The following is a 14,130-nucleotide window of genomic DNA, read 5'->3' as shown; positions in this document are numbered from 1 at the left end:
TAAAGCATGAAAAAAAAGGACCTAAAAATACTTCTTGTAGATGATGAACCGGATATTCTTGAAATTGTAGGTTATAATTTATCTAATGAAGGTTACCAAGTTATAACTGGGTCAAATGGTGTAGAGGCTGTAAAACTTGCAAAAAAACATTCACCTCATTTAATCATTCTTGATGTGATGATGCCAGAGATGGACGGTATAGAAGCTTGTGAAGTGATAAGAGCAAATAGCGATCTAGATCAAACTATAATTACATTCTTTACAGCCAGAGGAGAAGATTACTCACAAGTAGCAGGATTTGATGCTGGCGCAGACGATTATATTACAAAGCCTATTAAACCTAAGGTCTTAATAAGTAAGGTAAAAGCATTGCTAAGAAGATTTAAGGAAGAAGAAGTAGCTTCTCAAGTTACAAAAGTTGGTAATCTCGTAATCAATAGAGAGGAATATAAGGTGTATAAGGGTAAAGAAGAATTGTCTTTGCCGCGTAAAGAGTTTGAATTATTGTCACTATTAACATCAAAGCCAGGTAAAGTGTTTACTCGAGAAGATATACTTGATAAAGTCTGGGGTCTGGAAGTTGTAGTAGGCGGGAGAACTATAGACGTACACATACGTAAGCTAAGAGAAAAAATAGGAGATGCGTCTTTTAAAACTGTAAAAGGTGTAGGCTATAAATTCGTGATTTAATGGCCGCAGGAGATAAGCAGTCGTACTCATTCTCTCTTATTACGGCAAGTTATATATCAATAGTATTTGCGATACTTATTGTTACACTTGAGTTGGTGCGTGAGGGCGAACCATCCTGGCAGGCGCCAGCGATAGGTGTGGGACTATGCTTTGTTATTTCTTTTTTAATTATCCATTATAGAACTCAGTTTTTTATTATAAAGGGAGTTAAAGAGATTTATGATAACATAAAACTGCTTGAGGATGTGAGTTTTGTGCCAGATAATATTACCACAGATATGGCTTCCTTATCTGAGGAAGTAGAGCGTTATGCAAAACGTAAGAAAATAGAAATATCATCTTTACGTATTCAAGATGAATATAGACGTGACTTCCTTGGAAACGTAGCACATGAATTAAAAACACCTCTTTTTACTGTACAAGGATATATTCTCACGCTTCTGGATGGAGCAATAAATGATAAAGCAGTACGTAAAAAATATCTACAACGTGCCGAAAAAGGTGTGGAGCGTCTCATTTACCTAGTAAATGATTTGGACATGATTACAAAGCTGGAAGTGGGCGACCTCAATATAAACTATGAGTATTTTGACATTATAGAGCTGGTGGAAAATACCTTTGAAATGTTAGAAATGAAAGCTGCAAGGAGGAATATCACACTTGCTTTTGATGCGCCTTACGATGATGGCGTGATGGTCAATGCAGATAAAGAACGTATGCAACAACTACTTACTAACCTTATAGAAAACTCTATAAAGTATGGTAAAGAAAACGGAACGACAGAAGTAAGCGTGCAAGATCTAATTCAGAATAAAGTCCTGGTGCGCATTACAGATAATGGTGAGGGAGTAGAGAGTGTACATATCCCTAGACTTTTTGAGCGTTTTTATCGTGTAGATAAATCTGGTAATCGTAAAGTAGGAGGTTCGGGTCTAGGCCTGTCTATTGTCAAGCACATCATTGAAGCGCATGAAGAAAGAGTGTATGTTGAAAGTGAATTTGGGGTGGGCTCTGAGTTCTCTTTTACCATTGAAAAGGCCGAAGAATTGAGTTAAATCATAAGCAGGTAGTCCTTGCTCAAAGCCAGGATATACTTTAAGCCTAGGTAGCTCTTTGCTTTTAAAACTGTCTTGTGTGCAGTAAGGCGCAATCTTTTTTGTTTTCAATACCTCTGCAAGGTATTCTTGCTCGGTTTGTCCAGGTGTAGGTATAAAGAACACCTTTTTTCTCATTACGGCTAGATCCATAATTGTAGTGTAACCAGATCGTGCAATTACATAGCTACTCTGGTTAATCGCTTTTTCTAAAGCAATAGATGTTAGATAATTTACAACCTTTATGTGATGGCCTACGCTCTTAAATTCCTGCTCTGAGGATACTTTTCCTTGTACAATAAGGAGCTTTGAACTAGATTTTTTAAATAATGTAATAATAATTTCTTCTAGCATGCTGCGCTGTGGCTCTGGTCCAGATAATACAGCGATATAGTCATAGATAATCTCTTCCTTGCGAGATTGCATCCTGCTCAAAGGTCCTATGTACTTGGTAGGTATAGAGAGTTTTTTTTGTGGATGCCCTAAAATTCCACTTAAATTTATATCGTCAGCTACATCAGGAACCCAACATTCATTAAATCGCTGAAGATACATTCTATGAGCGGCAGATGAGAACCATGTGGTTTTACCACTCAAGACTTGCAGCTGGTGACTTATTATAACACACGGAACTTTTTTAGTGTATAGCCCAAGTCTGTTGTCAGATATTACACCATCTATATTTAATTTATAGATGAGTTCTTCAAGATCTCTGTGCTCCTCCTTTATCGTTCTTCGTATGGAAGGTAAATCTGCAATTAGTTTTCTTTTAAAATGCGATCCTTTCTCAGAATACTCAATATTATACGAAGGTAAAGTAACTGTAGCAAGGTCTGGAAATTCCTTTATAAGGAGTTTTAAGGCTTGGCCATCACTAGCGATGGTTACCTTATACTCTTGAGATAATAAAGTGCGAATTATAGGGATGCATCGCGTAGCGTGACCCAGTCCCCAGTTGAGGGGTGCAACTAGTATGTGTTTTTTATAATTCACAATGCAAATATCTAACACTTCTAACTACTAAAAGTTTCCTTAATTTTACCAAAACATTAAATATACCTGTGGGAAGTAAAAATAAGCTTAAGCGTTTTAGAGAAAATGAGACTTTTTCAAATGTAGTACAACCTACAAGGGAAGAACTCGTAGATGGTACATTCCCATTAAAGGGTAAATGGAATAAAGACTTTTTTAAAAATGAGAACCCTATCGTAGTCGAGCTAGGTTGTGGTAAAGGAGAATATTCTGTGGGGCTCGCGCAATCTTATCCAGATAAAAACTTTGTGGGTATTGATATAAAAGGTGCCCGTTTTTGGAGAGGAGCAAAAACCGCTATCGAAGATAATTTGACTAACGTAGGTTTTATGCGTACGCAAATTGAGTTGATTGAGCACGCTTTCGCGAAAGCGGAAATAGATGAAATATGGATTACTTTTCCAGATCCTCAAATTAAGTACAAGCGTACAAAACACAGAATGACTAATACGGAGTTTCTCCAAAAGTATAAGCGTGTGCTTAAACCAGGCGGTTGTGTAAACTTAAAAACTGACTCTGAGTTTATGCATGGTTACACCTTAGGGTTACTTCACGGCGAAGGTCACGAGATTTTAGAGGCAAATCATAATGTGTATAAGAATGAATACTCTCCTAAGGAAGTGGTAGGTATTCAAACTTTTTATGAAAAACAATATCTAGAACAAGGAAAACCAATTACTTATATTAAATTTAGAGTTAAGTAACCGCTAGCCTTGGAGATAACAAAACTCTTCTTAATTACATTTTTTGCTGCTTTAGCAGGAGTTATCCCTCCTGGTCTAATAAATATGTCGGTTGCAAAAACCTGTGTAGAACGTGGTCGCAATAATGGATTGCTAGTTGCTATAGGGGCATCATTTATTGTTATTATACAAGCACTTATTGCTGTATTGCTGGCTAAATATATTTTTGGCAATCCATTTGTTCAAAATATGTTATTGAGAACAGGGCTTGTAATTTTCTTAATAATGGCGGTGTTCTTCTTTATGAAGGCAAAGCGTGGGAAGGTTCCTAAGGTAAAGCTATCTAAAAATAGAGGACTCAAGAGTCTAGGTAAAGGGATGATGATTTCTGTCCTTAATATCCTGCCCATACCATATTTTTGTGCCCTAGGCGCTGCCTTAAATGTGAGTGGTAAAGTAGAGTACGATATTGTAGCTATTACGTTTTTTGTGCTAGCGGCAGCATTAGGAACCTTTACAGCACTCTATTTTTATGTGATATTTTTTGCAAGAATTCAGAGCAGAGCAACCACTTTTACAAAGTATTCTAATTACTTTATGGCTGGTCTTATGGTGATACTAATGATTATTACACTAGTAAGAACTATCTACTTCGAATGAATTATACACCAAAAACCGAAAATTTCTTTACAAAGGTCTATGCGGTCGCAGCCCAGATACCTTATGGTCGTGTAACAAGTTATGGGGCTATTGCAAAGTACCTAGGAGCTGCGAGAAGTAGCCGTATGGTGGGGTGGGCAATGAATGGTGCACACACACATAGTGAAGTCCCTGCTCACAGAGTTGTAAATCGGGTGGGTATACTTACGGGTAAGCATCATTTTGCACAAACTAATCTTATGCAACAGCTACTAGAAAACGAGGGTATAGAGGTGGTAGATGATAAAATTGTGGCATTTAAAAAGCACTTCTGGGACCCTAGTGTGGAGTTGTCACAAGACTTCTAGCGCGAGGCAGAGAGCCCCTAAAAATCAATAAAATATTTTGTGATTAAACAAACTTGAAATGTCAAATAATTTGAAATTTCAAAGGTTGGAATATACATGCTCGCGGTTGTATCTTTGCATTTAGAATCAGTCTAATTAGAGATTATTCAGAATTGCTTAAACACAACAATGAAACTACAAAAAAACGATATTCTTGAGGCTTTGAAAACCATAACAGCTCCAGGTGCTGGAGAAAACATGGTAGATAGTGGTGCTGTTACAAACGTACTCACGTTTGGTGATGAGGTGATAGTAGATATTACTATTAATAACCCAACGTTACAAGCACGTAAAAAGGCAGAGGTTGGTATTATGAAAACCATACACGATAAAGTGTTTGCAAAAGCACAAGTGAAGGTTAATGTAAAAGTCAATGCACCAGCCAAAGATGAAAGCAACGAGATAAAAGGAAAGGAAATTCCAGGTATTAAAAATATTGTAGCTATTGCTTCTGGAAAAGGAGGAGTAGGTAAATCTACAGTAACTTCAAATATCGCGGTAACACTTGCAAAAATGGGATTCAAAGTAGGTATTCTAGATGCAGATATCTATGGTCCTTCTGTACCTATTATGTTTGATGTAGCAAATGAGAGACCACTTTCTGTTACCGTAGATGGTAAGTCAAAAATGAAGCCTGTAGAGAGTTACGGAGTAAAAGTACTGTCTATCGGATTTTTTACTAAGCCAGATCAAGCGGTTATATGGAGAGGGCCTATGGCGGCAAAAGCTCTTAATCAAATGATTTTTGATGCTGCTTGGGGTAAACTAGATTTCTTACTGTTAGACCTTCCTCCGGGAACTGGAGATATACACTTGAGCATTATGCAATCACTACCTATTACAGGAGCGGTTGTTGTGAGTACACCTCAAAATGTGGCACTTGCAGATGCAAAGAAAGGTGTAGCGATGTTCCAGCAAGAAAGTATCAATGTCCCAGTACTTGGTATCGTTGAGAACATGGCTTACTTTACGCCAGATGAGTTACCAGATAATAAATATTACATCTTCGGAAAGGAAGGAGCAAAGAATCTTGCCGATGATTTAGGTGTACGTTTACTGGGAGAAATACCATTAGTACAGAGTATACGTGAAGCAGGAGATGTAGGTCGTCCAGCTGCATTACAAGCAAACACGCCTACAATGCTAGCCTTTGATGAGCTTACTAAAAATGTTGTTGAAGAAACTGTACGACGCAACAAAAGCCTACCAGCAACAGAGGCTATAAAGATTACTACCATGGCAGGTTGTTCTGCTGTAAAGAATTAATTATGACCGGAGCAGAGTTAACCCAAAAAGTAGAAGAGGCACTTCAAGAAATTCGTCCGTTTTTACAGAGTGACGGTGGAGATATTACCCTTTTGGGCATAGATAACGATACCGTTGTACGTGTCCAATTGCAAGGGGCTTGTGTAGGATGCTCTGTAAATCAAATGACACTTAAAAGTGGCGTGGAGATGACTATAAAAAAGCATGCTCCGCAGATAGAAGAAGTCATTAATGTTAAGGCTTAAGACTGATAATAGTCATCTTTTTAGATAGAGGATGTATTTATTTTTGCTTTCGCGAAAGCGTATTAATAAGAATCAATGATTAAAACAGATATACTCATTATAGGTGCTGGTCCAACAGGACTTTTTGCCGTATTTGAAGCAGGATTATTAAAGTTGAAATGTCATCTTATTGACGCACTACCGCAACCAGGAGGGCAGTGTTCTGAGATTTATCCTAAGAAACCTATCTATGATATCCCTGCATTTCCAGAAGTTCTTGCGGGAGATCTTGTAGATAATTTAATGAAACAAATTGAGCCTTTCCAGCCAGGATTTACACTAGGTGAGCGTGCTCAAACTATAGATAAACAAGAGGACGGTAGCTTTATAGTAACCACAAATAAAGGAACAAAACACCACGCGCCAGTTGTTGCAATTGCGGGAGGTTTAGGGAGTTTTGAGCCTCGCAAGCCGCCTATTCCTAATATTGCCAACTATGAAGATATTGGGGTAGAATATATCATAAGAGATCCTGAGTTGTACCGTGACAAGAAGGTAATTATTGCTGGTGGTGGAGATAGTGCTTTAGACTGGAGTATTTTTCTAGCAGATGTTGCTAGTGAAGTGACGCTAGTACACCGTCGTAATGAATTCCGTGGAGCTCTTGATAGTGTAGAGAAAGTTCAAGAGCTAAAAAATCAAGGACGCATTAAGTTAATCACCCCAGCAGAGGTGGTTGATGTACTAGGAGATACACATGTAAGTGGGGTAACCATAAAACAAGGTGAGGAAACATTTAATGAGGCTTGTGATCACTTTATACCGCTCTTTGGATTAGCTCCTAAATTAGGTCCTATAGGAGACTGGGGGCTTGAGATTGAGAAAAATGCTATTAAAGTGGATAATAGTTTGGACTACCAAACAAATATCCCTGGTATATATGCAATAGGAGACGTAAATACTTATCCGGGTAAATTGAAGTTAATCCTTTGTGGTTTTCACGAAGCGACGTTAATGTGCCAGAGTGCTTACCAGCGTATCTTTCCAGATAAACGCTATGTGATGAAATATACGACCGTAGGTGGAGTCACTGGGTTTGACGGAACAAAGAAAGAAGCCCCTAAGGCTGTAGTAAAAGCAATAGACTAGTAATAGGTTAATCGTAAAGTTATTATAGAGGATTAACCTATAAATCGCTATCCATGACAGATATTAAAATTACAATTACAGATCGTGATGGCGTTGCTCACGAGATTGATGCTCCTACAGATATGAATATGAACTTAATGGAGCTTGTGCGCTCTTATGAGCTCGCTCCAGAAGGTACCATAGGTATTTGTGGTGGTATGGCGATGTGTGCATCATGTCAATGTTATGTAGAGAGTGATCATGACTTACCTGAAATGGGTGATGATGAGGAGGCGATGCTTGCCGAGGCCTTTCATGTAGAAGATAATAGCCGTTTGGGCTGCCAGCTACATATACATCAAGATATGGATGGATTAAGAGTAACCTTAGCTCCAGAAGAATAGAAGGAGTAAAGTATATTATTAAAAATTATATCAAGGGATTATAAGGCTAGCTAGTTTTATAATCCCTAATTTTTTGAGGGCCTTCTAGTAATACACGGTTTACATGCAGGTGACCTTCTTCTGTAGTGGTAATATGCCATTTTATAAGGGAGATAGCCCCTTTCTCTATTTCTAAACCTGTAATACTACGTGGGTGAACACAACTACCATCATTAAAAAAAGCAATATCCCCGGGTTCTGGAAATCGAGGTCTATGTGTGTGACCCGTAATGGTAAGTAGATTGTTATTTTCTGTAATCCACTTTTTAATACGGCGCTCTACTTTTATGAGCTCTTTGTAATTTTTTGCAGGACTTGTAGGGTCAGAAATACCAAATATTTGAAGAGGTTTCCATAAAACTCTAACGAGAAATCTATTAAACCGCCAGCCGTGATAATTGAGCCAGTCGGCTTGATGACCATGGCACAAAAAGAGTTCTTGAGCGCTTTCTTGATGTTTTAGTATCAATGCCTCATGATACTCTAGATCTTTAAATAAAACCTCTTCTCTGCCATCCTTTGGGTCAAAATAGGTGCTCAAATGCTTTTGAACGTAGTTCTTATCGCGATATACCATATCATGATTTCCCCAGATGAGGTGAAGTCGTTTTTCAAAGTGAAACTTCTGCAGTAATGTATACACATTTTTATGAGCGCGTAAGATGCTTTCAAAGGTGCTATTTTCCCATAATTCATCACCATCCCCTAGCTCGCAGTAGGTGAACCCTTCCTTGTAATAATGTTTTAGAGCGTGGTAATAGATATTTTCATTTCTCGCAAAATCATCGGCAAAGCTTTTATCGCCTCGATGACAGTCGGAAAAGAAAACTAGTTTATCGGCATCAGAAAATGGTATTTCCTTTGCTGCTTTATAAGCTCTGTCTAAACGCTGTCTTGTATTCACAGGTTAAATATCTTAAAAAAGACTGAGATTAATAGGGTTGAGAGGAGTACGCTTTCGCGAAAGCGTAAAATAAATACATCCTCTCTATTTTATGTCGGGTAGAGAGGATTCGAACCTCCGATCTCTGGTCCCCCAGACCAGCACTTTAACCGGACTAAGCTACTACCCGTTTTTATGCGCATAAATATAATAAAGCTTAATCATTAAGAAAATAGCGTGGTTGAAAAAACCCTCAACACATGGCTTATTAATTTTTTTGTAACTTAAAGTATTGGAAAATATATTATTAACTAAACCCAAATATTATGAAAATACTAATGATGATTTGCTTTTATGTGATGGGTGCTACACTTATTACGAGTGATGGATGGAATACGGATGAACCTACAATGAGCCTTGAAGGGGTATGGGAATTAGAAAACCAGCAGATGTATGAAAATGGGATGCTCTCAGAAATGCTTCCCAATGAGAATGGGTATAGGCAGGTGAAGATGTATACTAAAGGGAAGGTGATGTGGACACGTAATGATCCATCAGATAGTAATGAGTGGTTTGGCTATGGTACATATACCGTAGCAGATGGTTTTCTAGAAGAACGGTTGGAGTATGCCTCAGGCCCTATGATGAATATTGTAGACACGACTCAAATTTTCAGATTTGAATTAGTAATGGGAGCAAACAGTTACCAGCAAATACAGCTAGATGAAGAGGGAAATAGAGCAGAAGGCGAGAGTTATATAAGAATAGAGTAAGATTTATAATTATTGATCAATAAAGCTTGTAATTATATAATAGATTTTATTATATTTGCACCCCGTTAAATACTCGGGGTATAGCGTAGCCCGGTTATCGCGCCTCGTTTGGGACGAGGAGGTCGCAAGTTCGAATCTTGCTACCCCGACAAAAACCAGCCTTTTTAGGCTGGTTTTTTCATTTTAAAAGGGTTTGGATATTCATAATGTTTTATATTATGAAATTGTTTAAAGCAAAAATGCGAGCCTGTGAGGGCTCGCATTTTTATTATGTATTACTAGCCTTAAAGCTAGTAGTATTGCAATTACTTAGAATGCATACGTAAGTCCTAATAGGTAGTATGATTGTATTTTGTTATCTACAGCGCTATCACCTACTTCAAAAGGAATAGCCGTTGGATCTTCAGCAAGTAAATTGTTATTAGCAAAGTTTACTGCCTCTTGTCTGTTTCCTCTTAAACCAAACTCAAAACCAACACCGATTTGATTAAACAATTTGTAGCTGAAAGAGTTAATCCATGTGAAGTTTGATAAGTCACTGCTCTTGTAGCTTGCAAATGCAGATAAGTTAGATTTAAATGCAATTTTACCAATCTGACGTGTATAATCTGCAACGATTTTTGCTCCTAAAGAAGATTCAAATACTGCGTCGTTATCAGAGAATACAAAGTTGTAGTTAAGTGGGTGTACTACAACTACAAGATTTGTGATAGGAGTCCATGTAGCACCAACACCTAAATCTAAGTATCCTGGATCGTTAAAATTATTTAATATCGTAGTTCTGTATTCACCTAATGCAGATACGGCAATCTTGTCAGTTAACTTGTAACCGTATAAAGATGAAACATTAAAAACATCTGTAGCTTCTCTAAAGCTATCGTCATCTGTAGCGTCATCTTCATTGTCAAATTTTACCCATCCTAAGTTTACGTTTAGGCTGTTTCTCCAGAAGTATTTTTCTTCTAGTTTATTTGCAAATACGTTACCAGTAATACCTATGTTACCTGAAGATACGTTAGGTGTACCTTGAGAATACCAATCGCTAAATTTAGAGAAATTTCCTCCTATTGTTCCAAATGCTCCGTATTTCCATCCTGGAAGAGCATCGATTTGTGCTTGTAAACTATTTACTTCTCCTTGAAGCTTTGCAATTTCTGCTTTCTTAGGAGCTTGTTGCGCTTTTAATTCTTCTTCTGTTTGTGCTTGCGCGCTGATTGTGAGGAGTATAGCTGCTCCTAAAACAATAAGTCTTTTCATAATAATAATTAGTTAAGATTTGTAGCGCAAAGATATAATTAAATAAAAACTGCTACGTGTAATCTCGCTAATTTAATGGTATTGCCTCTTTATCGATTAAATGTGACATTAAACGTTAGCTTGTAAGTATAGTTTGTGAAAGTAGCTTGCTATCTAAGATTTCCACTCGAGAAAAGCGTATTTAAGACCTACTCCAAGTACCTCTCGTACCTGTAAACCGCTTACTGCATTTTCATCATAAATGAGTTGTAATGCAAGATTTGTAGTAACATATTTATTTACTTGCATGGCAACATTGAGTGTGTAATCTAAATCGACATTCTTTACTTTTTCCAGGTAATCTGCATAAAGGTTGAGGGTGTTTTCAAATACGACATTTTCAAACAGCTCTTCTTTATAATAGACGCTTAGTGATGAACCTAATTCAAAACGAGTATTTTCATTTGCTTCAACACCAAAAAATGGTTCGTAAGCTGCTACGGCTTCAGGGTCGCTCTCATCAACTCTCGTAAACTTAGAATGCACAAAAATAAGTCTAGACGTAGCGGGTGCTAGGTTTACTGTAAAGTCATTGCTTTTTTTCCAAAGAATACCAGGCCCTGCTTGAATGTAGGCTGGAGAAAAGGCATCTGTTATCTCTCTTCTGTCTTGTACGGTGTTGATAATTTCTCCCTCTTCATCAAGCACATTGCGGTCAAAAAATTCATAACCAGGTGCCATTTGTGTTCTAAAGTTAAACACGCCAGAATAGTACCAGTTTGATTTATTGATTCTACTACCCACAAGGCTGTTTAACTCGAGTCTGTCTGTTGTTTTACGTACAAATTTTTGATCTTTTGTAGCAGCAAGACCAAGTATAGAGGTAAGTCTGGTGTCCCATGCAAGTTTATTGCGTTTATAATTGAGATCCCAGCTTATATTAAAGTTACCTGCGATGTTAGAGGTACCTCCACCTTGCCATTCTTTATTAAAGGCGCTTTGGCTAAAAAGTAATTCGGCAAGTCCTTTACTTTTCCATCCATCAGGAAGAGAATCTTTTTTCTTAGTCTTCGTTTGGGCGACTAGAATACTACTTGTAGCTAGTAGTATTATAAAAAGATATGTTCTCATAGGGACTTGCTTAAAAATTAAGAAAGTAAATATACACAGGGAGTCTGTGGATGTCAAGACAATTTTTAAGCGCGCTTCTTAAATAGAGGAACGGTAGAGCATGCTTCTCCAAACATGAGGCTACGTACCACAGGTTGAAGTTTTTCTATAAGCAGTAAATATGCGTTAGGAGGTACTGGTTTATTTGAGCATCCTTTTACGATTAAAGGTACGCCTTGATAAGGTGTTGTGTCAAGATTTGCAATAGCCGTTGTGTAAAGAACAGTTTCTAGAAGCTCTAAAGAGCCCACGATGGTCTTTTGTGCAATATCTTGTAGCTGAGTAGAAACAAGCATATACGCCCATGCTGGAACAATAGCGTCTGTACTGCAATGTAACGCTACAAACGAGCCTTTATATTGCTGCCAGTCGTGGTTTTTTATGCTTTCGCGAAACTGAGTTTCACGTAAAATAAAACCTTGGTCTAGCCATTCAGAAATGTCTAGTGTTTCTCTCTTTCCTTTGGGATATAAATCTTCCAAATCAAAAGTGATGAGTTTACTCCCGGCGACTCTATTTATGATTTCTTCTGCCATAATCATGTAATTAAAAAGTGATGATGCGTTTTAATCCATAAGCTTAAAACGCATCATAATACTTTTATAACATTCCTAATTCTAGTTTTGCTTCTTCACTCATGAGGTCTTGTGTCCATGGTGGGTCAAAAGTGATTTCCACTTCACAATCTTTTACTTCTTTGAGAGATTTTACTTTCTCTTCTACCTCAAGTGGTAATGTTTCGGCTACTGGGCAGTTAGGTGTAGTAAGTGTCATAAGGATTTTGGTATCCATGTCTTCGTTTACAAAAACATCGTAAATCAATCCTAGCTCATAAATATCTACTGGAATTTCTGGATCGTAAATGGTCTTTAGTACTCGTACAATCTTATCTCCTAACTCTTCTGTGTTTACTTCCATATGTATTGTGGTACTGCAATGCAGTCTCTTTTATTTAGTTAATAATGGTGAATTACATCACATTTTCGCGCAAGCGTAATTTGTAATTTAATTCAGTTGTGTTTGATAAGCTACAGCATATAGCTTTATCTGCTTGATCATGCTCACAAGCCCGTTTGCACGGGTAGGAGAGAGGTGGTCTTTAAGTCCTATCTCGTCTATAAACGAAGTATCTGCATCTATAATTGCTTGTGGTGGTTGCCCAGAAAAAGCACGTATAAGTATCGCTATGATTCCTTTTGTGATAATCGCATCACTATCTGCAGTAAAGGCAATCTCACCGTCTTTCATATCTGCGTGTACCCATACTTTGCTCTGGCAGCCTTTTATGATGTAATCATCAGTTTTAAACTGCTCATCAATCATAGGAAGTGATTTTCCTAGGTCTATCATATACTCATAACGTTGCATCCAGTCTTCAAACATGCTGAACTCATCAACGATTTCGTCTTGTATTTCTTGTATACTTGCCATAATTATATTGCTGTTGATGTTGCTTTAAAAAGTACTTGGTCTTTGTTATATAAAGTAAGTGTTCCGTTTTTGAGAGTGTATCTATTTACCTTTAGGAGATTTTGGAATATTTTTTTCTCTAAGTCCATAGCCTCCGCAGGACATGCTTTTTTAGTAGATAACGGATCTGTAATATCTAATTTATCCTTTGTGAGTGTAAACGCTGCATTATAAGAATTACATCCAGAAAAACCAGTTATTCTGCGTTTTTGATTTTCTATGTTAAAGGTGATTCCTTGTTTTGTGATTGGATTTTCTGCTACACTCGTAAGTGTGTAGTATCCAGAAAATCTAGGTGCTTTTACGTCCGGTTCGCTTTCCTTTTTTTCAGTCGCGCAGCTGCTTAAAAAGAGGCTTAGCATTAAAGCGATGATGTAATATGTGTGTTTCATAGTAAAATAGTATTTGCAAAGATAGTGCCCAGAAGATTAACTGTCATTCTGTCGAGTCTAGCATTTTATGCATATACCACATAGGGCGGTATTCATCATGTAATAATGTAAAGTCTAGTTTTTGCTGTTCTGTTTTTTGAAATCCTAATTTCTTATAAAATTGCTGTGCTTGCGTATGTTTATCCATAGCGTCTAGCCAGATCAGGGTGTGTTTTTGTGCTATTGCAATTTGTTCTGCATAACCCATCAGAGCATAGCCAACACCTTTACCTTGAACAGATGCGTCTAGGTATATACGATGTACTTTAAAAGCTTTGTGAGATGCTAGCGGTGCATACTCGCAGTCATTAATGAGCTTTAATATACCTACTATCTTATCGTTATAGTGCACAAAGTAGTACAGGCTATTATCATCACTAAGCTCTTGAGCTAAGTTTTTTTTGCCATAAATCTGATCGAGATACCATAAGCCTTCGTCTTTCCAAAAATGCGCATATGCAGATGGATACACCCTCTTCATCAAATTATATAATCGTTCTTGATCTACAAGCTCAATAGACGTTAGTGTAATATGTGAATTTACCTGTATCAATATGGCAA

At 37.5% G+C, this 14,130-nt stretch carries 18 protein-coding genes, 2 tRNA genes and 1 pseudogene; 11 read left to right on the top strand and 10 right to left on the bottom strand.

From position 1 onward, the window contains the following. Positions 1 to 6 precede the first annotated feature (6 nt). Together SJY23_RS03495 and SJY23_RS03490 are read left to right on the top strand one after the other, a co-directional pair. Positions 7 to 690, top strand: a complete 684-nt coding sequence (locus SJY23_RS03495) for a response regulator transcription factor (protein ID WP_035335522.1) — start codon at positions 7 to 9, stop codon at positions 688 to 690. Then, entirely contained in the window at positions 690 to 1,745 is a 1,056-nt protein-coding gene (locus SJY23_RS03490) for a sensor histidine kinase (protein WP_396597457.1), read from the top strand. Before SJY23_RS03495 ends, SJY23_RS03490 begins: the two co-directional genes overlap by 1 nt. Before the next feature lie 111 nt (positions 1,746 to 1,856). Here SJY23_RS03490 and SJY23_RS03485 read toward each other — a convergent pair. Further along, a pseudogene (locus SJY23_RS03485) lies at positions 1,857 to 2,138 on the bottom strand (glycosyltransferase); the annotation flags it as partial. Positions 2,139 to 2,845: 707 nt separating this feature from the next. On the opposite strand from SJY23_RS03485, the gene trmB reads away from it, so the two are divergent. From trmB to SJY23_RS03450, 7 genes are all read left to right on the top strand, one after another. Further along, the gene (gene trmB / locus SJY23_RS03480) at positions 2,846 to 3,520 is read left to right on the top strand and encodes a tRNA (guanosine(46)-N7)-methyltransferase TrmB (protein ID WP_035335524.1); all 675 of its coding nucleotides are present in this window, start codon (positions 2,846 to 2,848) and stop codon (positions 3,518 to 3,520) included. Positions 3,521 to 3,529: 9 nt separating this feature from the next. Continuing rightward, positions 3,530 to 4,159 (top strand): LysE family translocator, encoded by a 630-nt coding sequence (locus tag SJY23_RS03475; RefSeq protein ID WP_035335525.1) that lies wholly within the window; start codon positions 3,530 to 3,532, stop codon positions 4,157 to 4,159. Next, on the top strand, positions 4,156 to 4,506 hold the full coding sequence (locus SJY23_RS03470; protein WP_396597456.1) for an MGMT family protein: 351 nt from the start codon (positions 4,156 to 4,158) through the stop codon (positions 4,504 to 4,506). The genes SJY23_RS03475 and SJY23_RS03470 overlap by 4 nt, the downstream gene beginning before the upstream one ends. 168 nt (positions 4,507 to 4,674) lie before the next feature. Further along, a complete protein-coding gene (locus SJY23_RS03465; protein ID WP_396597455.1) occupies positions 4,675 to 5,811 on the top strand; it encodes a P-loop NTPase in 1,137 nt (378 codons plus the stop codon). Positions 5,812 to 5,813: 2 nt separating this feature from the next. Beyond that, positions 5,814 to 6,056, top strand: coding sequence for a NifU family protein (locus SJY23_RS03460; protein ID WP_035335528.1), 243 nt, complete (start codon positions 5,814 to 5,816; stop codon positions 6,054 to 6,056). A 75-nt stretch (positions 6,057 to 6,131) separates the two neighbouring features. Continuing rightward, the gene (locus tag SJY23_RS03455) at positions 6,132 to 7,184 is read left to right on the top strand and encodes an NAD(P)/FAD-dependent oxidoreductase (RefSeq protein ID WP_035335530.1); all 1,053 of its coding nucleotides are present in this window, start codon (positions 6,132 to 6,134) and stop codon (positions 7,182 to 7,184) included. Positions 7,185 to 7,237: 53 nt separating this feature from the next. Next, complete coding sequence (locus SJY23_RS03450; protein WP_396597454.1) at positions 7,238 to 7,567, top strand: ferredoxin; 330 nt, start codon at positions 7,238 to 7,240, stop codon at positions 7,565 to 7,567. 46 nt (positions 7,568 to 7,613) lie between these two features. Here the strand turns inward: SJY23_RS03450 and SJY23_RS03445 are convergent, their stop codons facing one another. Both SJY23_RS03445 and SJY23_RS03440 read right to left on the bottom strand, forming a co-directional pair. Then, positions 7,614 to 8,510: a metallophosphoesterase family protein gene (locus tag SJY23_RS03445; protein ID WP_035335533.1), complete on the bottom strand. Its 897-nt coding sequence runs from the start codon at positions 8,508 to 8,510 to the stop codon at positions 7,614 to 7,616. 94 nt (positions 8,511 to 8,604) lie between these two features. Then, positions 8,605 to 8,679: transfer RNA gene (locus tag SJY23_RS03440), tRNA-Pro, on the bottom strand. Positions 8,680 to 8,815: 136 nt separating this feature from the next. Between SJY23_RS03440 and SJY23_RS03435 the strand changes: the two genes are divergently transcribed. Together SJY23_RS03435 and SJY23_RS03430 are read left to right on the top strand one after the other, a co-directional pair. Continuing rightward, positions 8,816 to 9,262: a hypothetical protein gene (locus SJY23_RS03435; RefSeq protein ID WP_396597453.1), complete on the top strand. Its 447-nt coding sequence runs from the start codon at positions 8,816 to 8,818 to the stop codon at positions 9,260 to 9,262. Positions 9,263 to 9,336: 74 nt separating this feature from the next. Continuing rightward, a tRNA-Pro gene (locus SJY23_RS03430) sits at positions 9,337 to 9,411 on the top strand. Between the two features lie 160 nt (positions 9,412 to 9,571). Here the strand turns inward: SJY23_RS03430 and SJY23_RS03425 are convergent. The 7 genes from SJY23_RS03425 to SJY23_RS03395 form a co-directional block, all read right to left on the bottom strand. Next, positions 9,572 to 10,519, bottom strand: coding sequence for a DUF3078 domain-containing protein (locus SJY23_RS03425; protein WP_396597452.1), 948 nt, complete (start codon positions 10,517 to 10,519; stop codon positions 9,572 to 9,574). A gap of 153 nt (positions 10,520 to 10,672) precedes the next feature. Beyond that, a complete protein-coding gene (locus SJY23_RS03420) occupies positions 10,673 to 11,629 on the bottom strand; it encodes a DUF3078 domain-containing protein (protein WP_396597451.1) in 957 nt (318 codons plus the stop codon). 65 nt (positions 11,630 to 11,694) lie between these two features. Further along, positions 11,695 to 12,204, bottom strand: coding sequence for a DUF2480 family protein (locus SJY23_RS03415; protein ID WP_035335537.1), 510 nt, complete (start codon positions 12,202 to 12,204; stop codon positions 11,695 to 11,697). Between the two features lie 64 nt (positions 12,205 to 12,268). After that, complete coding sequence (locus SJY23_RS03410) at positions 12,269 to 12,586, bottom strand: DUF59 domain-containing protein (protein ID WP_013750977.1); 318 nt, start codon at positions 12,584 to 12,586, stop codon at positions 12,269 to 12,271. A gap of 87 nt (positions 12,587 to 12,673) precedes the next feature. Further along, positions 12,674 to 13,099 carry a SufE family protein gene (locus tag SJY23_RS03405; protein WP_396597450.1) on the bottom strand — a complete coding sequence of 142 codons (426 nt, stop codon included), beginning with the start codon at positions 13,097 to 13,099 and terminating at the stop codon, positions 12,674 to 12,676. A gap of 2 nt (positions 13,100 to 13,101) precedes the next feature. Beyond that, a complete protein-coding gene (locus SJY23_RS03400; protein ID WP_396597449.1) occupies positions 13,102 to 13,530 on the bottom strand; it encodes an META domain-containing protein in 429 nt (142 codons plus the stop codon). A gap of 43 nt (positions 13,531 to 13,573) precedes the next feature. Beyond that, entirely contained in the window at positions 13,574 to 14,122 is a 549-nt protein-coding gene (locus tag SJY23_RS03395; RefSeq protein ID WP_396597448.1) for a GNAT family N-acetyltransferase, read from the bottom strand. Positions 14,123 to 14,130: the final 8 nt, after the last annotated feature.

This window comes from Dokdonia sp. R86516 (assembly GCF_044596715.1).
Lineage (GTDB): Bacteria > Bacteroidota > Bacteroidia > Flavobacteriales > Flavobacteriaceae > Dokdonia.
The sequence above is the reverse complement of the archived record's forward strand: the minus strand, read 5'-3'. Positions and strand labels throughout refer to the sequence as shown.

Coding starts and splice junctions, on each gene's coding strand:
- SJY23_RS03495 (WP_035335522.1), top strand. CDS start 7: ATGAAAAAAAAGGACCTAAAAATACTTCTTGTAGATGATGAACCGGAT.
- SJY23_RS03435 (WP_396597453.1), top strand. CDS start 8,816: ATGAAAATACTAATGATGATTTGCTTTTATGTGATGGGTGCTACACTT.
- SJY23_RS03420 (WP_396597451.1), bottom strand. CDS start 11,629: ATGAGAACATATCTTTTTATAATACTACTAGCTACAAGTAGTATTCTA.
- SJY23_RS03470 (WP_396597456.1), top strand. CDS start 4,156: ATGAATTATACACCAAAAACCGAAAATTTCTTTACAAAGGTCTATGCG.
- SJY23_RS03455 (WP_035335530.1), top strand. CDS start 6,132: ATGATTAAAACAGATATACTCATTATAGGTGCTGGTCCAACAGGACTT.
- SJY23_RS03400 (WP_396597449.1), bottom strand. CDS start 13,530: ATGAAACACACATATTACATCATCGCTTTAATGCTAAGCCTCTTTTTA.
- SJY23_RS03450 (WP_396597454.1), top strand. CDS start 7,238: ATGACAGATATTAAAATTACAATTACAGATCGTGATGGCGTTGCTCAC.
- SJY23_RS03425 (WP_396597452.1), bottom strand. CDS start 10,519: ATGAAAAGACTTATTGTTTTAGGAGCAGCTATACTCCTCACAATCAGC.
- SJY23_RS03465 (WP_396597455.1), top strand. CDS start 4,675: ATGAAACTACAAAAAAACGATATTCTTGAGGCTTTGAAAACCATAACA.
- SJY23_RS03410 (WP_013750977.1), bottom strand. CDS start 12,586: ATGGAAGTAAACACAGAAGAGTTAGGAGATAAGATTGTACGAGTACTA.
- SJY23_RS03415 (WP_035335537.1), bottom strand. CDS start 12,204: ATGGCAGAAGAAATCATAAATAGAGTCGCCGGGAGTAAACTCATCACT.
- SJY23_RS03460 (WP_035335528.1), top strand. CDS start 5,814: ATGACCGGAGCAGAGTTAACCCAAAAAGTAGAAGAGGCACTTCAAGAA.
- SJY23_RS03405 (WP_396597450.1), bottom strand. CDS start 13,099: ATGGCAAGTATACAAGAAATACAAGACGAAATCGTTGATGAGTTCAGC.
- SJY23_RS03490 (WP_396597457.1), top strand. CDS start 690: ATGGCCGCAGGAGATAAGCAGTCGTACTCATTCTCTCTTATTACGGCA.